We start from the raw sequence: 24,658 nt of genomic DNA, 5'->3' as shown, positions 1-24,658 counted from the left end.
GCGCTTACCCTTTATCGGAATCAATGAACACCTGTTTTGTCGTGCGCTCGACATTGATAAGCGTATCCGTGACGCTTTCCTGTTTTTCACTCACAGGGTTGCATCACGTACGACTATGAAACAGCCGCCCACGCATACCACACACATACTCCACATGAATGCCGTCGAAGTTCAGCCCTTTGCAGAGCCCTTCAGTTTCATCCAGGACTTTTAACAGAAGGGAAACTCTATGAACGGTGTTCAATCAATTCTTTCCGAAGCATCGGTTTCAGCCGGGGTCGAAACTGCAATCAGACCTTTGCTGTTATGCCTGTCCCACCTCAGGTGGGGGTTCGTTTATCAGCGTCCACAGCACATCATGTCGCGCATGGCGCAGGATTATCAGGTGTTGTTTCTTGAGGAGCCTGTTCTGTCGGACTCTCCAGATGTCTGGCTTGAGTCACTGCCGCAAGCATGCGGCGTCACCGTGATGGTGCCGCATCTGCCCTTGAAGATGCCGGCCGACGAGCTGATTACTGCGCAGCGCTCGTTGCTCGACAGCTTTCTTGATGCGCAACGGTTCGGCGAGCTGCTGCTGTGGTACTTCACCCCGATGAGCCTGGCCTTTACCGACCACCTCAATGCGCAAGCGACAATCTTTGATTGCATGGATGAGCTGTCTGCGTTCAAAGGTGCGCCGCCACAGCTTGTCGAACAGGAACAGGCGCTGATGAAGCGTGCAGATGTTGTCTTTACTGGCGGCTTCAGCCTCTGGGAAGCCAAGCGACTGCAGCATGCCAACGCACACGCCATGCCCAGCAGCGTCGATGCAGAGCATTTTTCAGCCGCTCGCAGCGTGCAGTCTGACCCGGTGGACCAACGCTGCATTCCGTACCCGAGACTCGGTTTTTTTGGCGTCATCGATGAACGCTTTGATATTGAGCTGGTTCGAGAGGTGGCAGCGTTACACCCCGAATGGCAAATCGTCTTGATCGGCCCTGTAGTAAAGATCGATCCGGCAAGCCTGCCGCACATGGCCAATGTCCATTATCTGGGCAACAAGTCCTATGACGACTTGCCAGCCTATCTGGCCGGTTGGGACGTGGCGTTGATGCCATTCGCCCTGAACGACTCCACACGCTTCATCAGCCCGACCAAGACTCCTGAATACCTGGCGGGTGGCTGCCCGGTGGTCTCGACCCGGATTGCCGATGTTGTGAGAAGGTACGGGGCTTGCGGTGTCGTCGCAATTGCCGACGATACCAAGGCGTTTGCGCACGCGATTCACGAGGCGCTGACGCATAAAGGTGCTGACGATTTTCTGCGCAAGGTTGACGCAGTGCTGACTGGCGAGTCCTGGGACAACACCTGCGCTGCGATGAAGGCTCATATCAGCCGGGTTGTCGTCAGGAGTGAAATCGAATGACCGGTATAACGCCTGAATCAGCCGCGCTGGACGATACGTACTATGACTTCCTGATTGTCGGTGCAGGTTTTGCCGGCAGCGTGCTGGCGGAAAGGCTGGCGGCGGGGCTGGGCAAGCGTGTCCTGCTCATCGACCGACGTCCACATATTGCCGGCAATGCTTACGATCATCTGGACAGCGCCGGGGTGCTGGTTCATCAGTACGGGCCGCACATATTCCATACCAACGCCGAGCGGATCGTGGAGTATCTTTCACGATTTACCGAATGGCGAGACTACGAACACCGTGTACTCGCCAGCGTAGACGGTCAGTTGCTACCCATTCCGATTAACCTCGATACCCTCAACAGTCTGTACGGCTTGCAGATGAACGAGCAGCAAGCCGAAGCGTTTCTTGCCCGTCGAGCCGAACCCGTCGAGATGATAAGGACCTCCGAAGATGTTGTGATCAATCAGGTCGGTCGGGAGTTGTACGAGAAGTTCTTCCGGGGTTATACCCGCAAGCAATGGGGCCTGGACCCGTCTCAACTCGACAGGTCGGTTACTGCCCGGGTGCCCACCCGTACCAGTGCCGACAGTCGGTACTTTACCGATACCTTTCAGAAAATGCCGCTGCATGGTTACACGCGGATGTTTGAACGGATGCTGGATCACCCGCTTATCAGTGTCAGGCTGGGGGTCGACTTTGCCGAGGTTCGCGAACGGGCGCAGTATCGGCACCTCGTCTATTGCGGGCCGATCGATGAATACTTCGATTATAAATATGGCCGTCTACCGTATCGGTCGTTGCGTTTCGAGCACAAGACCGTCGATCAGGCTCAGTTTCAATCCGTGGCGGTGGTGAACTTCCCGGATGAGGCCGTTCCCCATACGCGCATCACAGAATACAAGCATCTCACCGGTCAACTGCACGCCAAAACCAGCCTCACGTATGAGTTTCCGAGTGCCGAGGGCGATCCTTATTACCCCATTCCCCGACCGGAAAACGCCGAGCTGTACAAGCGCTACAAGGCGTTGGCCGATCAGTCGGCTGATGTTACGTTCCTTGGGCGGCTCGGTACTTACAAGTACTACAACATGGATCAGGTCGTGGGGCAGGCTCTGGCGTTATACCAAAAGCTGGCCGATCAAGCGCCTGGGCCGAATACCGAACCGCTGCAACAGCCTGCGCGAGGTTGAGCATGAACGGGTTGTTCGACAGCTTTTTCATGGGCGGATTCGAGTGTGCCAGCCATCGGCGACGTGATGGCACACGTCTCGACCTGCTTGATTCCACCGGGCACAGCCGTTGGCCCCAGGCAGACTTCGCGGTGATGGATGCATGCGCAATCCGTACGGTGCGCGACGGCTTGCGCTGGCATTTGATTGAAGCGAGCCCTGGCACCTACGACTGGAGCAGTTTTCTACCCATGCTGCACGCCGCGCGGCATCAGGGCATACAGGTAATCTGGGACCTGTGCCATTACGGTTATCCCGATGATCTGGATATCTGGAGCCCGCAATTTGTCGAGCGCTTTGCGCGATTTGCCGCTGCGGTGGCTCAGTTGATCAAGGATGAAGGGGAGACTGCACCTTTCTATTCGCCGATCAACGAGATTTCGTTCTGGAGTTGGGCGGGCGGCGACGTGGCTTATTTCAATCCCGGCAGCCGGCAGCGCGGCATGGAGCTCAAACAGCAACTGGTCCGGGCCAGTATTGCGGCAATAGACGCGATACGCACGATAGCGCCCAGCGCGCGCTTTGTTCAGGCCGAGCCATTGATTCATGTCGTACCGGCCACGCGAGGTCACGGCGAGGCAGCGGCGGCAGAATGTTATCGACAGGCGCAGTTCGAGGCCTGGGACTTTTTATCCGGACGGCAATGGCCCGGACTGGGCGGTCGCCCCGAGTATCTGGATGTGCTGGGCGTCAACTTCTATCCCCAGAATCAATGGCAGTTCAACGGCCGAAAGCTCTTGCAGAGCGATCCGCAATACAGACCCCTTCAAGGTATGCTGAACGAGCTGCACAGGCGATACGCCAGACCGCTATTGATCTCTGAAACAGGAGCCGAAGGCGCTCAGCGTCTGCCCTGGTTCAATTACATATGTGCAGAGGTTGGCAAGGCCGTCAGGGCCGGCATACCGGTGGAAGGTATCTGCTGGTACCCCATTCTCGATTATCCGGGCTGGGACGACGACCGATACTGCCCGGCAGGATTGCTCGGGTATGCTGACGAACAGGGCAAGCGGTCTGTCTTCAAACCTCTGCAGAATGCAGTGCGCGACAACGCAAGTGAATGGGCTGCCCTATTCACAAAAAGAGCGGAAAAGCGCTGTTTGAGTGACGGTGTTCCAAGCGCCAAGCCCCTCGAATGAATATAATCCGGTTTTTTATCAAAGACCTCAGAACCCTTGAGAGGGTAGACCGGTCTCAGGTTTTAGCACACGTGGCAGTCCCAACCAATTATTCGTGGAGTTTCTGGAGTGTCGGAAAATAAAACCCGTGTCGACAACGCGGCGACGGGAGATATCAAACATCAGGGAAAAGATATCTTTTTTGCGGCGGTGGAAACGACACGGATGCCGATGATCGTGACCGACCCCAATCGCGCGGACAATCCGATTATTTTCGCCAACCGTGCCTTCCTGGAAATGACGGGGTATGCGTCAGAAGAAATTCTCGGCAGCAACTGCCGGTTTCTGCAAGGGCCTGAAACTGATCGGGCGGTGGTGCAGTCCATTCGCGATGCGATAGACGAGCGCGTGGATATCTCTACCGAGATTCTCAACTACCGCAAGGACGGTTCTTCGTTCTGGAATGCCTTGTTCATTTCTCCGGTTTACAACGATGCCGGGGACCTGATCTATTTCTTTGCCTCGCAACTGGATATCAGTCGGCGTCGAGATGCTGAAGAAGCCTTGCGTCAGGCGCAGAAGATGGAAGCCCTGGGGCAGCTTACCGGGGGCATCGCTCACGACTTCAACAACCTGTTGCAAGTCATGGGTGGCTATATTGATCTGATCGGCAGCGCTGCGGAAAAACCCGTCATCGATGTGCAGCGCGTTCAGCGCAGCGTTTATCACGCCAAGTCTGCAGTCGAGCGCGCGAGCACGCTAACCAAGCAATTGCTGGCATTTGCCCGCAAACAGAAACTGCAGGGGCGAGTGCTCAACCTCAACGGCCTGGTTTCTACCACTGAGCCCCTGATCGAGCGTACGTTCGGGCCGGAAGTGACGATCGAAACCGATCTGGACCCGGCATTGAAGAACTGCCGTATCGACCCGACTCAGGCAGAAGTTGCCCTGCTGAATATTTTCATCAACGCCAGGGATGCTTTGATTGGCAGACCGGACCCGAAAATATTCATTGAAACCCGCAACCTGGTTGTCGATGAGCTCGCCAATATGTCCTATGACGGTCTGCTGCCGGGCCGCTACGTTTGCATTGCCGTGACCGACAACGGCATTGGCATGCCATCCAGTATCAGGGACCGGGTAATGGACCCGTTTTTTACCACCAAGGAGGAGGGCAAGGGCTCCGGCCTCGGTCTCTCGATGGTCTACGGCTTTGCCAAGCAGTCCGGTGGCGCGGCCAGGATCTATACCGAAGAAGGGGTTGGAACAACGCTGCGCCTGTATTTTCCGGTAGACGAGGCTGTGTTGAGCAAGACCGACCCGCCAAAGGCCTCCGAGAGGCGTATAGGCAGCTCCGAGCGGATCCTGATCGTGGAAGACCGGCCAGACGTCGCCGAGCTGGCGAAGATGGTGCTGGATGATTACGGGTATGTCTCCGAAATTGTCCTGAATGCCCGTGAAGCACTGAAGCGGTTTGAATCCGGCAGCATGTATGACTTGCTGTTCACTGACCTGATCATGCCGGGCGGCATGAACGGCGTCATGCTCGCACGGGAAGTGAGGCGCAGGTATCCCAAGGTCAAAGTGTTGCTGACCACCGGGTACGCTGAAAGCTCGATCGAACGAACCGACATCGGGGGTTCAGAGTTCGATGTCGTGTCCAAACCATGCATGCCTCAGGAGCTTGCCAGGAAGGTCAGGCAAGTACTGGATGGGCCGAACGGTATCGCCTGAAGGGTGCCGGACAATGAGGACCTGTCTGTTTCGGCAGGTCCTCATACCGTAAGGCGAACTGAGGCAGGCGCCGGAGTACTATTCCGACACTGTTATTCCGGCGTGCGTTTTTTTGCGCTCTTATCAAAAACCGAACAGTGGATATGCACACTCAGTGTGTGGTGCTTTACGTTGCGCATTCTTCTGATTATCGCTGTTTTCATCAATAGACATCAGACAACTTCAATCATCAGCATAACGGCATAACGGCATAACGGCATAACGGCATAACGGCATAACAAGATAACAAGGCGGAAAGTTGTAAGGCGCTTGGAGCGTTGCTCTCACGTTACGTTCCTCTGATAGGGATCAACATCGTTACCGATTTTATGGGCCGGTGGGCGCGCGAAAAAAAGTTTATAAAAGTTTTAAACTTCTTGAGCGCCGTCTGGGTCATTGAAGTGTACGCCACACATTTGTGCGTTCACTGCCAATGACTCAAAGGACTATTATTATGATTCGCGACGACCGTATCGCCTCAGGTGCCCCTGTGTACCACGAAACTCATGCAGCGGCTCCGCTGCTTAAACGAATCTCCTGGAGTGCGATTCTGGCCGGTGTTGTTCTGGCCATGGTTGTTTCGCTGCTGTTGAATCTGTTGGGGACGGCAATCGGAAGTGCCAGTATCGATCCCATGCAGGAAGCCAATCCACTGTCCGGCATTGGTACGGGTGCCGGTATCTGGGTAGTGGTCAGCTCGGTTATTTCTCTGTTCGTCGGTGGTTGGGCGGCAGGCCGTCTGGCTCAACGCGAAGGCGCTTTTCATGGTCTGCTGGTGTGGGCGAGCGTATCGCTGATCACGGTCTATCTGGTGTCCAGTGCAGTGACAGGTGTCGTGCGCGGTGGCCTTAACCTGGCAGGTAGCGGTATGTCGGCACTGGGCAGCGGTATCGCTCAGGTGGCGCCTGCCGTTGGTGGCAAGATTCAGGATCAGCTGCGCGCTCAAGGAATCGATTTCAACCTGGATGACATTCAGGGCGAGATCGAAACAGCGATGCGCCAAACCGGCAAGCCTGAGCTGAACCCGGACAATGTCAAGCAGGAAGCCCAGGCAACTCAGGAAGATGCGCAGAACACTGCCAAACAAAGCGCACAGAATCCTCAGCAAGCCGATGAGCAATTGGGCGGCCTGATGGACCGTATCAAAGCCAAGGGCGACCAGGCATGGGACGCTGCTGATCGTCAGGCGCTGGTTAACCTGATCAAGGCGCGCGGCAACAAGACTGACGCCGAAGCCAACCAGATCGTCGATCAGGCCCAGGCCAGCTACCGTCAGGCTTATGCCAAGTACCAGGAGCTGAAAGCTCAGGCAGAACAGAAAGCTCGTGAAGCGGCTGAAGTGACTGCCAAGCGCGTTTCGCAAGGTGCCTGGATTCTGCTGATCACTCTGGTGATCTCGGGTCTGGTAGCGGCGGGTGCAGGTGTACTGGGTCGCCGTACTCAGCCGCCAGCCAAGGTCGTTGCTGCGGTTTGATGTAATGCGCGGTATTCAGATCTGAACGGATGGGGAGCGTTTATCGCTCCCCATTTTCTTTTCTGGGTACCGATTCTGATGTATCCAGTATTGTTGGGTGTGTCATAAAGCTGTTTGTCATTGTACGTAAAGAGCACTCACTCTGCGCACTATCCAAGGGCGCCGGTGTCGGCGCCCGCAGCTATAATCTGGCCGAGGTCACCCTACTCAAAGGCCAGTAACTTCCAGTGATGCCGCAGACGTTTATCGCTCACGGCCCACTTTTCCACCTTCCACTTCCTGTTCGGGTGGCTCTACCGCCTGGATCATTGCGGAACGCTCAAAAGGCAAATGTGCTGACAACGCGTTATTTGGGAGGTCGCTGATCTCAACCGTCGCACCTTTGTCAGCAATGCCGATCACGGTGATGCGCTTCCCCGACAGCAAATCGTCTAACGACTTGCCTTGCACCAATGGAGCGTCTTTCATTCGTCCCTCGCTGTCTGGCGTTGTATCCACGAGCGTGTTGGAGACGGAGTTGCGACCAAAACGAGCCACTCTCACAATAACGCCGTTGACAAACGGGTCGTCCGGGGACCAGCTTTCAAAGCCTGGTGAAAGCGCACGAAACTCCAGCGTCAGATAACTGCCATCGCTGCGATACAGGTGTAAGCCTCTGACAACCGAGGCAGTAGCTTCTTTAAATAAGGGGGCAATTTCATACCTGCCATTTCTAATCACTTCAGTGAACTGTTGATCTGTAAGCCAGCCTGCATAGTACAGATAAGGAATAGGATAAAGACGTGACCCTCCGCCATTCAGGGTATCCGAGGGATCACCGCTGTCAGTGACGACGCACTCATTGCCACTGATTTGCACAACATTTTGACGGTACGAACAACGTTCCAACGATTTCGCGTGTGGCCCGCCGAGACTATGACCAAACTCGTGTTGCCACATCCACGGCTTCCACCCCGTACCATTACCCATGGCCCAAGAGCCCGGCATTGCAGCAAGCCCCGCCCAAGAGCATGACGTTGAAGGAATTTCGACGGCGACGTAATTATAACTGCTTGCGTCAAATCCCCTTTCGCGCGCGAGGTTTATGGCTTTATGCCTCAACTCAGTTGATGGGCAATCCGAAGGTAGCGGACCCAGGTCCAGGTCCGTCACCGTATCCACCTTGAACGTTAGTTGTCCGCCGGAGGCCATACGAACCGCGTTGATGAACGAATAGTTATCGCCAGGGCTGCCCACAAAGCCCTGTTGAACCTTTGCGAGGTCGGTAGCGGGTTCATTACTGTATTTTGCATGCAGCAGTAGAACTTTACTTTCTTTTCCTGTGACAGGGCGCTGGGGTATGGAGGGGGCCTGCAGCTCGAAGTGCCATGTCACTGCAGGCGACTGTATCGCCGGTACCATCTGGACCGTATCTCCTGAAAAACCTAGCGTCTCCTGGCCGCCCAGATCGTTTCGGAATTTATTGCGTAGTATAAAACCAGGCACAGAGACGAGCAGGGGTCTGCTATAACTCCACGAGCGTTGCGAGGTATAACCACTGCCTTGACAATCCATCATTTTGACAGTGGAGCCCAGACACTTTTCTCTTTCTCCGCCGGCCAATGAACGATTGGTCAGCTTGTCGTATCCCGCCGCGATCAAGGACATCCGCCAGTCTTGCCTGGGGTCACTCTTGCAGGGAGAAAATTCGACATCGACGTTATTGGAAGACAGCGCTAGACACGTTTCCTGCCCCCTCTCAACGTTCCTGATATACCCATAGCGTTTGGCGATCATCCAGTTCACGCCGTCGTCCCTGGGACTGCCGAACACTAACTGCTCGTCTGCATTGCTGTGCAGATAGTTGTCATATCCTCGATCGCTAATGTATTTATTTGATAATAGGCTTGGGGTGTTGCCTTCTCTGCTCCAAAGACGCTTGGACTGATAGTCATTACTGCCAGCACTGGCGCAGGTTGCCATTTTGACGCTGTTTTGATTCTCTGCAAACAAGCACATTTGTTGCTGCAATTCGCCCAGCGCTTTGTTTTTTATATACAGCCTTGGCCCGACTGGAGTGAAAAGCCATTGCTGATTGTGTCGGCCTGTGCAGGTTTCCAGCGCCACGGAGGTCGCGTCATCGACCAGCGTCAAGCACTTTTCGCTGCCCCGAACGGTGTTGACTATCTCCTCATAAATAGGTTGAGTGATAGTCCATTCTGCGGCGGCTTCTTTGGCACTGCCAAATACCAACTGCTCGTTTTCAGCGCGACGCAGGTAGTTATCAAACCCCAGATCAGCTATATATTTATTTGACAATACACTTGGCGTGTTTCCGTTTCGGCTCCACAGCCGCTTGGACTGGTAGTCATTACTGTCAGCGCTGGCGCAGGTGGCCATTTTGACGCTGCTTTGATTGACCGCAAACAAACAAATTTCCTGCGCTGACCCGCCCAGCGCTTTGTTCTTTATATAAAGCATATTGCCCGATGAAATGAAAATCCACTGCTGACGGTCTGTGGTGTCACACTCCTGCAGTGACACAGCGCTCAAGTTACTGTCGAGCGCCAGACACGCGGAGGTGCCGTGAGACGTGTTAAGTATCTGTTCATAAGGATTCATCTCTGCAGAGAAGGCACTCGAATGAAAAAAACACAGCAAGGATAAGTACGCAAACGCCAGTAATGTTTTCATGACACTCCCTGTATCGTGGTGGCGTAGTATCCCTTACGCCGTTCATTTTTACTTATTCCAAAACGACTTCACCCTCAGCACCGGGCTGAACCAATGGATCGGTAAAGTCCGGGCATGCACCACGATAAGTCATGGTGTCTATAACATTAGCAGCTCCGCAACATGACTTGATTCAGTCGATGAGCGGTGCGCTGCTGGTGTCGAATGTAGAGGCGTGAGGTTTCCAGTCTGCGACCCGTACCGGCCTGAAAGAACAATCATGAAAATCCTTTCACTCAACTTGATCAATTTTTCATATCTCATTGACCAGGCATCGACGTCTTGCTGATCAACCTGTCCTTTGCCAACAGGCAGCGCCAGCACAGTCGCTGTTTGCTGAACAGGTCAGGCATGCGGAGCGAATTGATGAGTCAGGGTGACAAACCCCGAATGACGAATACCAGGGCGTTGGTGCCTTCTGGCGGCAGGGGCAGCAATGGGCTGTATACTTCTATGAGTTCACGCATACTTTCGCCGTTATTGCTGCTGCTGAGTGCCTTGCTGTTTTTCTTCGCACTGGGAAATCACCAGTTGCAGAATTCGACAGAGCCACGCGTTGCTGGCATCGCCATGGAAATGCACCTGAGCGGCAACTGGATTACGCCGAAGCTGAACGATCAGCCTTTCCTGGAAAAACCGCCGATGAGTGTGTGGCTGGATGCAGCCGCTATTCGGATATTCGGTCCTGAACCTTGGTCGGTAAGGCTGGCTTCTGCCTGTGCCGGGCTGCTTGGCGTGCTGCTGCTGTACAGCATGCTGCGGCGTTTCGGGCGACCAGCTTCAGTCGCTTGGGTTGCCGCGTTCATGCTCGCGACGCAGGCCAGCTTCTGGAGCAATTCGCGGCAAGTGGGCGAGGACGCATTGTTGGCTCTGGGTGTCGCTACAGCATTGCTGGCATTCTTCCACGCCAGTAATCGATTGCGCAGCGACGCATTCTCCATACGGCCCTGGTTGCTGTTCGCGCTGGGTATCGCAGTGGCGACCCTGAGTAAAGGTGTATTGGGGCTGGCCATGCCGGGGGTGGTGATTTTCGCCGTGCTAGTGTGCGAGTCCTTGCAACACAAACGCATGGTACTGGCTGATTGGCTGCGCCCGGCAATGTTCACGTTGCTGGGCCTGACCCCGCTGCTGTGCTGGTTGTGTTTCCTGTATAGCCAAGGCGGTGTGCAGGCCTTGAAGGATGTTCTCTGGACCAATAGCGTCGGCCGCTTCAGTGGTTCGTTCGAAGAAGCGGGGCATTATGAGCCTGCCTATTATTACCTGACAAAACTGCCCGAAGCCTTTTTGCCATGGAATGTCCTGGTTTATCTGGGACTGTGGCACTTGCGCAAGCAGCTAATGGCCAACCGTTATCTGCTGTTTTTCACTCTGTGGTTGAGTGCGCAGTTCCTGCTGTTGTCGCTGGCTTCCAGTAAACGCATGGTTTATCTGATGTCGTTGGCACCCGCTGCGGCGGTCATTGCAGCGGAGTATGCATTTGTTCTGGGCGAGCGATTGCAGGCTCGGTCGAGTGATTCTTCGTTTGCGGCGCTTATCAGTCGCAATCAAAAAGCAATCATTGCTGCGGGAGTCGTGCTGATTACGGCAGGTTATCTGAGCGCAGCCCTATGGCTGGTACCACGAGCAGACCGGCAGTCACTTCTGCCGTTGACCGACAAGGTTCACGCCTTGCAGTTGCAGGGACGGCAGGTTGCTTTGTTCCAGCCCAGTGAACGGCTGGCAGGGGCCAGCGTGTTCTATAGCCAGCGCTTGCTTGAAACACTCGCTTCTGACACGCAACTGAACAGCTTTCTTGCAAACGCCGACAAAAACGTCGCCGTCATGGAAAGTCTGCAGGTGCCGAGGCCACCGCTGCGGATTATTGACAGCGTCAAGGTCGGAGAGCGTAGTTACTATTTTGTCAGCCAGGCACCAATGGCTGTCGATAACTGACGGCCACCCAGCATCGTGATCGGCGCTGCGCTGTTATAGGGCCTGGCCACTGACCAGGTCGTCGTACTGCGTCCACTGTTTCTGCGGGATCGGCAGGTCGCACGATTCACCTCGACCCATGGGGAAATAGTGGAAGCCTCGTTTTGCCAGCCGTTCCGTGTCATACAGATTCCGGCCATCGAAGATGACGGGCGCGCTGAGCCGCTGCTGTATCAGCTCAAAGTCCGGAGCTTTGAACTGCTGCCATTCGGTGCAGATGATCAGTGCGTCGGCATCGTTGAGCGCCGATTCCGGTGTTCCCATGAGAATCAGGTCCTTGCGATGACCATAGATGTGCTGGGTTTCCTGCATGGCTTCCGGGTCAAATGCCCGAACGCTGGCACCGGCTTCCCACAGTGCTTCCATCAGGACACGGCTGGGGGCATCGCGCATATCATCAGTGTTGGGTTTGAATGCGAGGCCCCACAAGGCAAATGTCTTGCCGCGCAGGTCGCCCTCATAAAAAGCATTGACCCGCTCGAACAGTTTGTTCTTCTGCCGCTCGTTAATTGCCTCGACGACCGACAACAGGTCGTTGGAGCAGTGGGCTTCTCTGGCGCTGTGGATCAGCGCGCGAATGTCCTTGCCAAAGCATGAGCCACCATAGCCGCAACCCGGATAGATGAAATCGTAACCAATGCGTGAGTCTGCACCGATGCCCAGCCGCACGGACTCGACGTCTGCGCCCAGATGCTCCGCCAGCTCGGCGATCTGGTTGATGAAGCTGATCTTGGTCGCCAGCATGCAATTGGCGGCGTATTTGGTCAGTTCGGCGCTGCGCAGGTCCATGAACATGATCCGGTCATGATTGCGGTTGAATGGTGCATACAGCTCACGCATGACTTTGCGCACCGCTTCATTTTCGCAGCCGATGACAATCCGGTCCGGTCGCCGACAATCGTTGACCGCCGAGCCTTCCTTGAGGAATTCCGGGTTGGACACCATATCGAATTGCAACAACCGACCGGCGTGACGCAGCGCTTTGTCGATATGGCCTCGCAGGGCATCTCCACTGCCGACCGGCACGGTGGACTTCTCGACGATGATCAGCGGTTCGCGTCGGTGTCGGGCGATGGCTTCGCCTACCGCGAAAAAACCGCTCAGATCGGCCGAACCATCCATTCGGGAAGGCGTACCGACCGCAATGAAAAGCACCTCGGCGTGGACCACCGCCAGTTGTTCGTCGGTGGTGAAGTGCAGGCGCTCATGGTCCAGGTTGTCGCGTACGAGATTGGCCAGGCCAGGCTCGTAAATGTGCACCTGCCCTTGACGCAGTTGATCGATTTTTGCCTGGTCAATATCCATGCAGACAACATCATGGCCGACTTCGGCAAGTACGGTCGCTTGTACCAGGCCTACATATCCGCTACCGAAAACGCTGATTTTCATGGGAAAGATCCTGAGTGGGTGAGCTGGGAATGCGGCGCAGGTTGATGGTCAGGACACCTGTCACGATCAGCGTGACACCCACAGTTTTCGATACCGTGAACGTCTCGTTGAAAAATGGAAGTGCAGCGGCCAGCGTATAGACCAGCGCATAACTGATACTGAGCAACGAATAGGCACGGCTCAGAGGTAAATCGCGAAGGGCCAGCAGCCAGAAAAGCATGGAGAGTGCATAGGCCGTGATCGAGACGCAGATGACGGCGACAGCGCCGGACTCAACCTGCGCGGCAGCCTGCAGGTTGAGCCACTGTCCGGGCGAGGGCAGGCGGCTCATGCTCCAGCGCATGCCTAACTGCGCGCCGCTGACCAGGCCAACGCTGGTCATGGCGCACATGATCGCGCGGCGGCGGCTCATGCCTGGTGCCCCAACTGAAGTACACCGACCAGGATCAGCGCGATACCAAGCCAGTGTTGCGGATCAACCGGCTCTTTGAAAACATAGCGACCCACCAGTGTGATCAGTACGAAGTTGAGGCCCAGCATCGGATAAGCGATGCCTACCTCCATGCGTTGCAGTACCAGTAGCCAAGTCAGCAGACCCAGCCCGAGGAAGACCATCGCCAGCCAGAGCCGCTTCGAGCGCAGTGCAGTCAGCACGCCGGGAAATGCACCGCGCCAGCCTTCCACTGCGTACTTCTGTTCGATCTGGCCCAGGCACGTCAGCAGGCATGCGCTCAGCAGCATCAGCCAGGTCATAATGTTGACTTCTCGTAAATGAGGATGACCAGGTTGCCTTCTTCGTAGCGCATGCTGCTCTTGGGAAGTCGCTCAAGCTCTTGCTGCTCTTCATCGCTCCTGCCACGCATGATGACGCCGACCCGGCCGTCGCTGCGGGCGTTAGCCAACCAGGTGTCGATGTCCTGCAAACGGACTTTGCGGCTCTGCGCGTCCGGATAACCCAGGCCGTATTCCAGTTCGCCCCAGGTATTGAACAGGGCGATTTCCGGTCGTTTCAAACGCCACGACAACGCAGAGGCAGCGCCCAGATCGTTGCTCAGCAAATGTGTGCAGGCTGCCAGCTCCGCGTGATGTCTGGCGATAAACTGGTCGGGAGTCTTGTTGTACACCACCTCATTTGGCAGCGCCGTGGGTAGCAATGCGATCAGCAACCAGCTGCCCACTGCCGGCATGGCCCAGAAGGTCAGGGGCCGGATGCCCTGCAGGGTGCTGGTGAGCGTCCACCCGACAAGCACGATGACCGCCAGCAGCAAGTGCATCGGTTCGTTTTGGTACACGGGCTGTTTCAATTGCAGGTAAATCAGCGCCAATAGCCCGAGAAACGTCACTGTCGCGTTCAGTATTCCGTTAACGCGTAACGCCGTGCCCCGGCCCTGATTGAGACATTCGACCAGGGCATCGGCCATCAGCAGCGCTACAGGCAACAGGCAAGGCAGTATGTAGGTCGGCAATTTGCCTTTGCTCAGACTCAGAAATGCCAGCGGCAGTACCAGCCACATCAGCAGGAAGGCAGTCTCGGGCCGACTCTTTTGTTGCCACGCCTGCTTCAGCGTCGTCGGCAGCAGCGCTGCCCACGGAAGGCAGGCCGCCACCAGCAGAGGCAGATAGAACCACCAGGGTTGGGCATGTTGCGCATTGTCCCCGGCGAATCGGCGAATGTGTTCGTGCCAGAAAAAGTAGCGCCAGTAGTCAGGCTCTTGCCGGTACACGGCCAGTGCCCAGGGGAGGCAAAGTGCAACGGCAATCGCCACCGCGAGCGGGCCGAACCTGAACAGCTCAGCCAGGCGTCTTTGCCACAGCATGTAGGGCAGGGTGATGATGACCGGTAGCGCCCAGGCCAGAAACCCCTTGGTCATGAAGCCTATGCCGCAGGCTACGCCGACCAGCGCCCAGGCAATCAGACGGGCGCGGCCGATGCTGTGCACGGCGTACCAGAACGCTACCAGCGTGGCGTTGGTCCAGAGGGTAAATTGTGGATCGAGATTGCTGTAACCCGCCTGGCCGGCGACGAAAGCGAAACTCATGAACAGCAGAGCGCTGGCAAAACTTTTGCGCGGGTCGCCCCAGATTTTTCCTGCCAGCAGGTAGGCCAGCAAGATGCTTAAACCTGTGCTTAACGCCGAGGCGATGCGCACACCGAACAGGTTCTCGCCAAAGACCGCCTGGCCTAGGGCAATCAGCCAGTAGCCGGCAGCCGGTTTTTCAAAGTAACGCAACCCCATGAAGTGCGGCGCGATCCAGTTGCCGCTGTGCAGCATCTCCTGGCTGATCTGGGCATAGCGGGTTTCATCGGGAATCCACAAACCGTGGAAGCCAAGTGGCAGCAGATAAGCCAGCGCGAACGCCAGTAACAGCAGTGCGCAGTCACGGTGTCTGCAGTGCATCACTGTTGTACCCCCAGCCAGCCTTCGCGACCGGGCAAGTGGCCGCGAACAAGGTGTCCGCAAGGCAGCGTTTCAATAGACTCCGGCAGCAGTCGGCCCAGCGGTTTGAAGTGGATTTCCCGGGCATTGGCTTGCCGTAACAACTGCCTGAAGCCATCAGCCATGAGGATGCCCTCAACTTCAGCGTGAATCGTGTAAACGTTGAGCTTTCGCGCAGAAAAACGGCTGAGAATATAGTCGTTGAACGCTCCCGGCTGGAGTTGCGGGCCCACCACCTCATCGAAGGTTGGCAAGTCCACCGGAATCTGAGGTGCGCCGAGGCTGCCATCGGCCAGTTCTGGTCGAAACAGGCTGGTGCCGCGGCAGTCGCTGTTGTAGCGGAAGCCGAAAGCCTGTTTGGCCTGCACGATATGCTGATCGGCACGCCAGCCTGCTGCTGCCGAGCAGATCACCGGGTTGCCCAGAATGTCGCTCAGGCAATCGACGCCCCGGTGTATCTGTGCGGTCAACTGTCTGTCGTTCCAGCGCCCGGCATTGGCTTGCCAGCCATGATGATCCCATGCATGCAGGCCGACCTCGTGACCTGCATCCAGCGCCCGGCGCATCAGCGGGCCAAGGTCCCGTCCGATCGGTTTACCCGGCCAGGCAGTGCCCGCCAGTAAAATGTCCCAGCCATACAGGCTCGCTGCCCTGGAGCGAAGCATCTTCCAGAAAAACGCGGGACGTGCGAGGCGCCACAGATGACGCCCCATGTTGTCGGGACCGACGCTGAAAAAGAACGTCGCCTTGAGTCTGGCTTCGTCAAGTATGTCCAGCAGTCTTGGCACGCCTTCGCGGGTGCCCCGGTAAGTGTCGACATCGATTCTCAGGCCTGCGTGCATCAGCGCTGGCCCGCCTTTTCAGCCATGGCTTCGCGAAGGAAGAAGTCCAGGGTTTTGCCGATGGTCTCGCCCAGCTCGATACCGGGAGTCCAGCCAATCAAATGCCGGGCGTTGTCGACGCTCGGTTTACGGTGGCTGACATCCTGATAACCCTTGCCATAAAAGGATTGGCTTTCAACTTCGCGAAATCCTGCAAACGGCGGAAAGTTGCCGCGCAGCGGGTGCGCTTCGAACTGGCGCAATAGTTCCTCACCCAACTGGCGGATGCTGGCTTCATTGTCGGGATTGCCGATGTTGATAATCTGACCGTTACAGCGGCCATCGCGATTTTCAATAATCCGCGCCAGCGCCTCGATGCCGTCGGCGACGTCGGTGAAACAGCGTTTCTGGGCTCCGCCATCCACCAGCCGGATCGGCGTGCCTTCCACCAGATGCAAAATCAGTTGGGTGATGGCCCGGGAGCTGCCAATACGCGCCGAGTCCAGTCGATCAAGACGGGGACCCATCCAGTTGAACGGGCGAAACAGGGTAAACTGCAAGCCTTTCTGCCCGTAGGCCCAGATAACGCGGTCCAGCAGTTGTTTGGACACTGAGTAGATCCAGCGTTGTTTGTTGATCGGGCCAACAACCAGATTCGAGGTGTCTTCGTTGAAGCTGGCGTCCTGGCACATGCCATAGACTTCAGACGTCGACGGGAAAATAACCCGCTTGTTGTATTTCACGCAGTAACGGACGATCTTCAGGTTTTCTTCGAAATCCAGCTCGAACACCCGCAGTGGATTGCGGGTGTATTCAATCGGCGTGGCGATTGCCACCAAGGGCAATACCACATCGCATTTCTTGATGTGATACTCGATCCACTCGGTATGGATGCTGATATCACCTTCGATGAAGTGAAAGTTCGGCTTGGTGCGCAAACGCTCGATGGCGTCCGAACCGATGTCCATGCCGTAGATCTCGTAACGATCGTCCTGCAACAGACGCTCTGAAAGATGGTTGCCTATGAAACCGTTGACGCCAAGAATCAACACACGTGTACGGCGGGCCGGGCGACGCTTCTCTGTATCCATCAGTTGCGAGCCTTGCACCAGACCGAACTCGCGAGCCAGCTGCGCGCCACTGAGGTATAAGCCGTTGCCGCCGCGCTGCCCTGCATCGATCACCAGCGAACCCTCGCCGCAGGCAATACGTAGCGGGTCTTGGCTGATGACCGTACCAGGTCTGTCGCCAGCGCTCCGTGCTTCGACACGGGCAGCCCAGACAATCAGCCTGTTCTCGCCTACGGGGTAAAATGCGCCAGGGTAGGGCTGTGTCACCGCACGGATCAGGTTGTATAGCTGGGTGGCCGGAAGCGCCCAGTCGATCAAGCCGTCGGCCGGCGTACGGCGACCGAAGCAGGTTGCAAGGGCTTCGTCCTGAGGCGTGCCTGAAAGTTGCCCGTGGGCAAGCAGCGGTAATGTTTCGCCAAGCAGGTCGGCAGCCGCTTCACGCAGCTTGCCATGCAGCGTCAAGGCCGTATCGGTAGCACTGATCGAGACCCGCTGCTGAGCGAGTATCGGCCCTGCATCGGCACGTTTGACCATTTGGTGCAGGGTTACGCCGGTTTCACTTTCGCCGTTGACCAAGACCCAGTTCGCCGGCGCACGTCCGCGATAGCGTGGTAACAGCGAGCCGTGCAGGTTCAATGCGCTTTTTTTTGCGCAGGCCAGTAACGCATCGCCGAGAAGCTGGCGGTAATAGAAGGAAAAAATGAAATCCGGGGCCAGCTTGCCGATGCGCTCCACCCACAATGGATGATTCGGGTCTTCAGGCGCATGCACTGGAATGCCATGCCGAGCGCATAACTGAGCCACAGAGCCGAAGAAGGTTTTTTCCCTGGGGTCGTCGGCATGAGTAAACACTGCAGCGATTTCATAACCTGCGCCCAGCAATGCTTGCAGGCCGACACAGCCAATATCGTGATAAGCGAAAACGACAGCTTTAGGACTCATGGCGCAACCTTGTTTGTATAGGGAGTTACAGAGGAATCAATGCTGTCGGCGGCGATACTCGACGAGCTGCGCACGATCTTTTCGATGAAGAAACGCGGGCGCGCACGGACATCGCTGTACATCCGGCCGAGGTACTCACCCAGCAGTCCCATGCCGATGAACTGTCCCCCGGTGAATACGAACAGCACGGCAAACAGCACAAAAGTGCCGTCACCGGCCCATGACGCCCCGAAAATCAGGCGCAGAACGATCAGTACGGCAGCGAATAGAACACCGAGAAACGCCATGCTGAAGCCGATTATGCTGAGCAGGCGCAGCGGCGTAGTGGTCATGCAGGTGATCAGGTCGAACATAAGGTTGACCAGACGCATCGGGCTGTATCTGGAATCGCCATGTTCGCGTTCGGCGTGGTCGACCAGCACCTCGGTCGTGTGCCGTGCAAAGCTGTTTGCCAGGATCGGAATGAAGGTGCTGCGCTCCCGACATGCCAGCATCGCATCGACTATCGTGCGTCGATACGCCCGCAGCATGCAGCCATAATCGCTCATGGCCACGCCGGTGGAACGCTGCACCGCCAGGTTGATAAGTTTTGATGGCCAGCGTCGCCAGGCAGAGTCCTGGCGATTGTTGCGCACGGTGCCGACCACGTCGTATCCCTGTTCGGCGAGCGTCACCAGACGGGGAATTTCTTCGGGAGGGTTTTGCAGATCGGCATCAAGGGTGATCACCACGTCACCTTTGCATTGCTCGAATCCGGCCATGATTGCGGCGTGCTGACCGTAATTGCGGTTCAGTATGACCGCAACGAAGGGACTGCCGGCCCGATCTGCAGCCTGCTGCAGGATCTCTGCCGAGTCGTCACGGCTGCCGTCATCCACAAGGACGATTTCGTACCGGTGATTCAGTTGCTCGCAGGCTGTTTCAGTGCGCCGCAACAGCTCGGGCAGACTCTGTCGTTCGTTGTAGACAGGAATGACGACAGACACGAACTTGATTGGATACGGTTTCAATGGCTGGATTCCACGATCGATTCGATGGCACCGACAACCCGCTCGGCATCATCGAGCGTCATGTCAGGGAACAGGGGGATAGAGCACAGTCTTGATGAGTTCCATTCGGTGTCGGGCAGGCAGATATCAGGGAATCGCTTGCGGTAATAGCTGTGCAGGTGAGTGGCGATGAAGTGGATGCCGGTCCCGATGTTCCGGACCTGCAAAGCCTTCATGAACGAATCGCGATCCAGCCCGCAACGCTCGCGATCAATGCGCAGAATGAACAGGTGCCATGCATGGTGCTGGGCATGGCGGGGCAGGGACAGAGGCAGCACAGGGCTTGCAGCCAGCCGTTCGAGGTAATGGCTGGCGAGCGCATGGCGCTTTGCATTGATTGCATCAAGGCGTTGCAGCTGCACCAGCGCAATGCTGGCATTGATGTCGGCCAGGTTGTATTTGAAGCCGGGTTCCATGACTTCGGCCTGGGGCTTGCGACCCAGAGTCAGGCGGTCGTAAGCGTCGACCCCAAGGCCATGAAATTTAAGCTGGCGCACCTGATCGGCCAGTCGGGCATTGTCAGTGACGAACATCGCACCTTCGGCACAGGTCAGGTTTTTGATTGCATGAAACGAAAATATCGCAGTGCCCTGCTTGCCGACCGGACGGCCTTTGTAGCCAGTCCCGACTGCATGCGCCGCGTCTTCGATCACGGTGATGCCGTGTCGGTTTGCCACTGCATAAAGCGGATCGAGGTCGAATGCGGCTCCAGCGTAATGTACCGGTATGATCGCTTTGGTTCGGGGTGTGATGGCTGGCTCTATCAGTGCTGCACTGCTCATCAGGGTGTCTCGGTCGACATCGACAAAAACCGGTGTGGCCCCTAACAGGCAGATCATGTTGGCGGTCGACACCCAGGTTTGCGACGGCGTAATCACTTCATCACCAGGCCCTACACCCAGTGCCAGCAACGCAATATGCATCGCCCCGGTGGCGGACGACAACGCAACCGCGTGTTGTGCGCCAACCCGTTCGGCGAATTGCTCCTCGAGCTTCTGACATTCCGGTCCGGTCGTGATCCATCCGGAACGCAGCACGCGCGTCACCGCAGCAACTTCTTCATCACCGATGGACGGCCGTGAAAAGGCAAGAAACGCTGTGCTCATCTATAGCTTCCTCATTTTTCGGCAGGACAATTCAAGCCGCGGACAGGTGAACGCAAAACAAAAGTGTCCGACCCCGGACAGTGCTTATTAAGAGACTTGTACCGCAACGGTAGTCGCCAACTTATAAAAATAGTGTGGGCAATGTGTCGGTTTTTCATTCCTTTTTATCGTTCGCAAGGCATAGGGTAGGGGCTGATTTATTACGGTGGCAATATGGCAATGGCTCTATGTAAAATTATTAATGTGCTGCACAGATTTAATTTAACGAGTGGTGAATGGACAGCTGAAGTTCAGGTTCGCCGTGCTACGGTTGGCTGTTTATATCGCGTTATATCGCTGTTTAAAAATAAGCGCCGCAGCGTATTAAATACACTGTCTCTCGGCGCAGAAAACGGCGGTGCCGGCAGAGTGTGCCGGGTCAATGGGTTAAAACAGTGGTTTATAACAAATGCCGCTGCGTATCACTCTTTTTATTGTGCGTCATGATGGTGTAATAAAGTCATGGTGCCCCTGCTTGAGTATCGAGTAGTCGCCCCCATCGACTCTCAATGGATCTTCAACTATGCCTGCACCCTTGGCGTTTGTAGAAACTTCCTCCGATCTGCCGACCGAGGCCGATGTGGTCGTGATTGGCGGGGGAATCATTGGCGCGTTTACAGCCTATTACCTGGCCAGGCGCGGCATGAACGTCGCCCTGGTCGAAAAGGGCCGGATCGGCGCTGAACAATCGAGCCGCAACTGGGGCTGGTGTCGGCAGCAGAATCGAGACGCACGCGAGCTTCCAATGGCGACCAAAAGCCTTGAATTATGGGAGCAGTTCAGCGCAGACACAGGTGAGCAGACAGGCTTCACGCGATGCGGTCTGCTCTATTTAAGCAATAGCGAGGCAGAGCTTGCCGGTTGGGCGCGCTGGGGTGAGTTTGCCCGCAGCGTCAACGTAAAGACGCATATGCTGAGCGCGCAACAAGCTGCCGAGCGCGCCAAAGTCACGGGCAAACAGTGGAAGGGAGGTGTCTTTTCACCTACTGACGGTATCGCCGATCCTTCCCGTGCTGCGCCAGCAGTTGCTCGTGCAATCATGGCGCTGGGCAGCTCGGTCCATCAGGGATGCGCCGTACGTGGCATAGAGACTCAGGGCGGTCGACTGTCGGCAGTTGTCACTGAAAAAGGCAGCATTCGCACTCGCATTGCAGTCCTTGCGGCGGGTGCCTGGGCGTCTTCGTTCTGCCGCCAGTACAGCATCCGTTTTCCTCAGGCCACCGTCCGCCAGACCGTGCTTTCCGTTTCTCCACCTTGTCACGAACTGCCCAGCGCATTGCACACGGCCGGTGTCTCCATGACACGCCGCTTTGACGGGAGTTACACGCTGGCGATCAGCGGAAGAGGGCGAGTGGACGTGACACCCCAGTTACTGGGTTTCGCCACGAAGTTCCTGCCCATGTTTCAGCGCAGGTGGCGCAACCTTGCGCCTGGCGGGCTCGACGGCATACGTGCCGGTCATGAAAGCTGGAAGCGCTGGCGTCTGGATGAGACGACGCCGATGGAAAGAACGCGCATTCTCGACCCCAGGGCAGACCTCAAGGTTGTCGAGCTGACTTACAGGCGTGCGGTAGAACTCGTCCCGTTTCTCAGCCAGTCATCTGTTACTGCGGCTTGGGCAGGCTACGTTGACAGCACGCCTGACGGTGTTCCGGGAATCGGAGAAATGGCCAGCCTTCCAGGATTGGTGCTGGCAGCCGGGTTCAGTGGTCACGGTTTCGGCATTGGGCCAGGTGCTGGCCATCTGATTGCCGACATCGTCAGTGGCGTCACACCCATCGTCGATCCTCGGCCGTATCACCCGGACCGTTTCAACACCTCGGCCTGGGGCAAGGTCGCAGACTTCTGAGCGGGTTGGGCAATGTGAGCAGCTGCGCGCCCTGGCCCGCGCGCAGCGTTCGATCAATAAGCCGCGACCAGTCCGTCTTTCCTTGGATCAGTCCCGCCCACATATCCATGCGCGGTGCGCTGGATAATCTGGGCACCGCCAAAGGCAAATACACCGCTTGGTTCTTCGACATCAATGTCATGCCCCTTGGCGCGCAATGCGTTGATCACTTCAGGGTCAAACGCACGCTCCACTGCCACTTTCAGGCCGGATTCAATCCTCCAGCGCGGTGCATCGGCGGCGGCTTGAGGGTTCTGCTTATAGCGCAGGATGCGCATCATCATCTGTAAGTGGCCCTGCGCTTGCATCGGGCCGCCCATCAAGCCGAATGACATCAGCGGCGTGCCGTCAGCATTCATGACATAACCGGGGATGATCGTGTGGAACGGGCGCTTGCGCGGTGCAACGTAGTTAACGTGCTGCGGATCCAGAGAGAAGCCTGCGCCGCGGTTCTGCAGGCTGATCCCCGTACCGGGTACAACGACACCCGAGCCGAAGCCCATGTAGTTGGACTGGATGAACGAGATCATCATGCCGTTTTCGTCTGCCGCTGACAGGTACACCGTGCCGCCCGGTTTTGGCGAACCGTGCCCGGGGTTGGCGGCCTGATCGGTGACCAGTCCCGCGCGCTCCATCAGGTATGCCTTGTTGAGTAAATCCATTGCAGGAACGCGCATGTGATCGCTGTCGGCGACATGTTCGTCGAGGTCGGCCAACGCCAGCTTCATTGCTTCGAGCACCGGGTGAACCGTCTCAAGGCTGTCCACCGGGTGCTCGCCGACGCCCAGTGCTTCGAGCATGGTCAGGCCGGCGAGGGTCGCAATGCCCTGGCCATTCGGTGGGAGTTCGTGAACCACAGCACCTGCGTATGGCACTGACAGGGTGTCGATCCAGTCCACTGTGTGCGTCGCCAGATCGTCGAGGCTCATTACGCTGCCATTGACGTTGGCATGAGCGATGATCGCTTGCGCCAGTTCACCGCGATAAAACGCTTCCCCTTTGGTCTGCGCGATCAGCTCCAGCGTGCGGGCGTGGTCCTTGAGCTGGATTTTCTCCCCGGCCATGGGGGCCTTGCCACCTGGCATGAAGCACTCGGCAAAGCCCGGTTGGTCCTTGAGCAGATGCGAGCCGCGTTTCCATAGCTCGGCGATGATCGGCGTGACTTGATAGCCATCGCGCGCATAGCCAATCGCCGGTTCGGCCAGAGCTGCGAAGGGCAGTTTGCCATAACGCGCTGACAGCTCCACCCAGGCCGACACCGCACCCGGTACGCTGACCGCAGGCCAGCCGCGTTGCGGCATCTGGCTCTGGCCTTCGAAGTATTCAGGGGTCCAGGCTTGTGGCGCGCGGCCGGAAGCGTTCAAGCCTTGCAGTTTGCTACCGTCCCAGACAATGGCGAAGGCATCGCTGCCAATCCCGCAACCGGTGGGCTCGACCACGGTCAGCACCATGGCCGCTGCGATCGCGGCGTCCACTGCGTTGCCGCCACGGCGCAACATGTCCAGCCCGGCCTGAGCGGCCAGAGGCTGGGAGCAAGCGACCATGTTGCTGCCCATCACCGGCGAGCGAGCCGAAGCGTAGGGTTGGCTGTAATCCAGATCATCGAACATAAGCGTTTCTCTTTGACAGAAGACGAAAGGTTTAGCCCTTGGGGTCCAGCGCATCGCGCAGGCCGTCACCCAACAGGTTGAAACACAGGACCGTGATGTAGATCGCCACACCCGGCGCAATCGACATCCACGGAGCCTGCTCCATGAAATTCTTCGCAGTATTGAGCATCGATCCCCAGGACGGCGACGGCGGTTGCTGGCCCAGGCCAAGGAACGACAGGCTGGCTTCAGCCAGAATCGCGGAAGCGATGGTCAGCGTTGCCTGCACTACCAGCGGCGACATGACGTTGGGCAGGACGTAGCGCAGGATAATCCAGCGATCCGGCAGACCGATGGCGCGGGCACCTTCCAGATAATCCTCATGCTTGATCGACAGCACCTGGCCGCGGGTCAGTCGGGCAAAGATCGGCATGGCGGACAAGCCGATGGCGATCATCGCGTTGGACAGGCTTGGGCCCAGAAAGGCACCCAAAGCAATGGCCAGGACCAGAAAAGGGCAGGACAGCAGCGCTTCCATGACCTGTGAAATGATCATGTCCAGCTTGCCCCCAAAATAGCCTGCCAGCAGCCCCAACGGTACGCCGACGAACATGGCGATGGCCACCGAGACACCGCCCGCCAGCAGCGAGCTGCGGG

The 24,658-nt window shown here is 57.0% G+C and carries 19 protein-coding genes; 8 read left to right on the top strand and 11 right to left on the bottom strand.

What is annotated here, in order from left to right:
* Window positions 1-229: 229 nt before the first annotated feature.
* The 5 genes from ALO80_RS07285 to ALO80_RS07265 all read left to right on the top strand — a co-directional run bounded on the left by ALO80_RS07285 (window position 230) and on the right by ALO80_RS07265 (window position 6,987).
* A complete protein-coding gene (locus ALO80_RS07285; RefSeq protein ID WP_055008461.1) occupies window positions 230-1,405 on the top strand; it encodes a glycosyltransferase family 1 protein in 1,176 nt (391 codons plus the stop codon).
* The gene (glf, locus tag ALO80_RS07280; protein ID WP_055008460.1) at window positions 1,402-2,583 is read left to right on the top strand and encodes a UDP-galactopyranose mutase; all 1,182 of its coding nucleotides are present in this window, start codon (window positions 1,402-1,404) and stop codon (window positions 2,581-2,583) included. The genes ALO80_RS07285 and glf overlap by 4 nt, the downstream gene beginning before the upstream one ends.
* Before the next feature lie 2 nt (window positions 2,584-2,585).
* Window positions 2,586-3,761 carry a hypothetical protein gene (locus ALO80_RS07275; RefSeq protein WP_055008459.1) on the top strand — a complete coding sequence of 392 codons (1,176 nt, stop codon included), beginning with the start codon at window positions 2,586-2,588 and terminating at the stop codon, window positions 3,759-3,761.
* Between the two features lie 108 nt (window positions 3,762-3,869).
* Window positions 3,870-5,474: a hybrid sensor histidine kinase/response regulator gene (locus ALO80_RS07270; protein WP_055008458.1), complete on the top strand. Its 1,605-nt coding sequence runs from the start codon at window positions 3,870-3,872 to the stop codon at window positions 5,472-5,474.
* A gap of 493 nt (window positions 5,475-5,967) precedes the next feature.
* Entirely contained in the window at window positions 5,968-6,987 is a 1,020-nt protein-coding gene (locus ALO80_RS07265) for a hypothetical protein (RefSeq protein ID WP_055008457.1), read from the top strand.
* A gap of 243 nt (window positions 6,988-7,230) precedes the next feature.
* On the opposite strand, the gene ALO80_RS07260 is transcribed toward ALO80_RS07265, so the two are convergent.
* On the bottom strand, window positions 7,231-9,660 hold the full coding sequence (locus tag ALO80_RS07260; RefSeq protein WP_055008456.1) for a lectin: 2,430 nt from the start codon (window positions 9,658-9,660) through the stop codon (window positions 7,231-7,233).
* 492 nt (window positions 9,661-10,152) lie between these two features.
* Between ALO80_RS07260 and ALO80_RS07255 the strand changes: the two genes are divergently transcribed.
* Window positions 10,153-11,631 (top strand): ArnT family glycosyltransferase, encoded by a 1,479-nt coding sequence (locus ALO80_RS07255; protein WP_055008585.1) that lies wholly within the window; start codon window positions 10,153-10,155, stop codon window positions 11,629-11,631.
* 33 nt (window positions 11,632-11,664) lie between these two features.
* On the opposite strand, the gene ALO80_RS07250 is transcribed toward ALO80_RS07255, so the two are convergent.
* From ALO80_RS07250 to arnB, 8 genes are read right to left on the bottom strand one after another with little or no spacing between them, the layout of a single operon-like run.
* Window positions 11,665-13,059 carry a UDP-glucose dehydrogenase family protein gene (locus ALO80_RS07250; protein WP_055008455.1) on the bottom strand — a complete coding sequence of 465 codons (1,395 nt, stop codon included), beginning with the start codon at window positions 13,057-13,059 and terminating at the stop codon, window positions 11,665-11,667.
* Entirely contained in the window at window positions 13,037-13,441 is a 405-nt protein-coding gene (arnF, locus tag ALO80_RS07245) for a 4-amino-4-deoxy-L-arabinose-phosphoundecaprenol flippase subunit ArnF (protein ID WP_055008454.1), read from the bottom strand. The genes ALO80_RS07250 and arnF overlap by 23 nt, the downstream gene beginning before the upstream one ends.
* A gap of 26 nt (window positions 13,442-13,467) precedes the next feature.
* Window positions 13,468-13,812, bottom strand: coding sequence for a 4-amino-4-deoxy-L-arabinose-phosphoundecaprenol flippase subunit ArnE (arnE, locus tag ALO80_RS07240; RefSeq protein WP_054984215.1), 345 nt, complete (start codon window positions 13,810-13,812; stop codon window positions 13,468-13,470).
* Entirely contained in the window at window positions 13,809-15,458 is a 1,650-nt protein-coding gene (gene arnT, locus ALO80_RS07235) for a lipid IV(A) 4-amino-4-deoxy-L-arabinosyltransferase (protein WP_055008453.1), read from the bottom strand. The genes arnE and arnT overlap by 4 nt, the downstream gene beginning before the upstream one ends.
* Entirely contained in the window at window positions 15,458-16,342 is an 885-nt protein-coding gene (gene arnD, locus ALO80_RS07230; RefSeq protein WP_162491668.1) for a 4-deoxy-4-formamido-L-arabinose-phosphoundecaprenol deformylase, read from the bottom strand. Before arnD ends, arnT begins: the two co-directional genes overlap by 1 nt.
* Window positions 16,339-18,330 carry a bifunctional UDP-4-amino-4-deoxy-L-arabinose formyltransferase/UDP-glucuronic acid oxidase ArnA gene (gene arnA, locus ALO80_RS07225; protein ID WP_055008451.1) on the bottom strand — a complete coding sequence of 664 codons (1,992 nt, stop codon included), beginning with the start codon at window positions 18,328-18,330 and terminating at the stop codon, window positions 16,339-16,341. Before arnA ends, arnD begins: the two co-directional genes overlap by 4 nt.
* The gene (gene arnC / locus ALO80_RS07220) at window positions 18,327-19,340 is read right to left on the bottom strand and encodes an undecaprenyl-phosphate 4-deoxy-4-formamido-L-arabinose transferase (RefSeq protein WP_055008450.1); all 1,014 of its coding nucleotides are present in this window, start codon (window positions 19,338-19,340) and stop codon (window positions 18,327-18,329) included. Before arnC ends, arnA begins: the two co-directional genes overlap by 4 nt.
* Complete coding sequence (arnB, locus tag ALO80_RS07215; protein WP_055008449.1) at window positions 19,337-20,485, bottom strand: UDP-4-amino-4-deoxy-L-arabinose aminotransferase; 1,149 nt, start codon at window positions 20,483-20,485, stop codon at window positions 19,337-19,339. Before arnB ends, arnC begins: the two co-directional genes overlap by 4 nt.
* Window positions 20,486-20,698: 213 nt before the next feature.
* On the opposite strand from arnB, the gene ALO80_RS30580 reads away from it, so the two are divergent.
* Both ALO80_RS30580 and ALO80_RS07210 read left to right on the top strand, forming a co-directional pair.
* Window positions 20,699-20,971 (top strand): hypothetical protein, encoded by a 273-nt coding sequence (locus ALO80_RS30580; RefSeq protein WP_144434209.1) that lies wholly within the window; start codon window positions 20,699-20,701, stop codon window positions 20,969-20,971.
* Between the two features lie 76 nt (window positions 20,972-21,047).
* Window positions 21,048-22,373: an NAD(P)/FAD-dependent oxidoreductase gene (locus ALO80_RS07210; protein WP_055008448.1), complete on the top strand. Its 1,326-nt coding sequence runs from the start codon at window positions 21,048-21,050 to the stop codon at window positions 22,371-22,373.
* A gap of 53 nt (window positions 22,374-22,426) precedes the next feature.
* On the opposite strand, the gene ALO80_RS07205 is transcribed toward ALO80_RS07210, so the two are convergent.
* Complete coding sequence (locus tag ALO80_RS07205) at window positions 22,427-24,022, bottom strand: gamma-glutamyltransferase family protein (protein ID WP_055008447.1); 1,596 nt, start codon at window positions 24,020-24,022, stop codon at window positions 22,427-22,429.
* A 31-nt stretch (window positions 24,023-24,053) separates the two neighbouring features.
* The coding region (locus ALO80_RS07200; RefSeq protein WP_055008446.1) for an ABC transporter permease at window positions 24,054-24,658 on the bottom strand (605 nt) is incomplete at its 5' end.

The organism is Pseudomonas caricapapayae, assembly GCF_001400735.1.
GTDB lineage: Bacteria > Pseudomonadota > Gammaproteobacteria > Pseudomonadales > Pseudomonadaceae > Aquipseudomonas > Aquipseudomonas caricapapayae.
The sequence above is the reverse complement of the archived record's forward strand: the minus strand, read 5'-3'. Positions and strand labels throughout refer to the sequence as shown.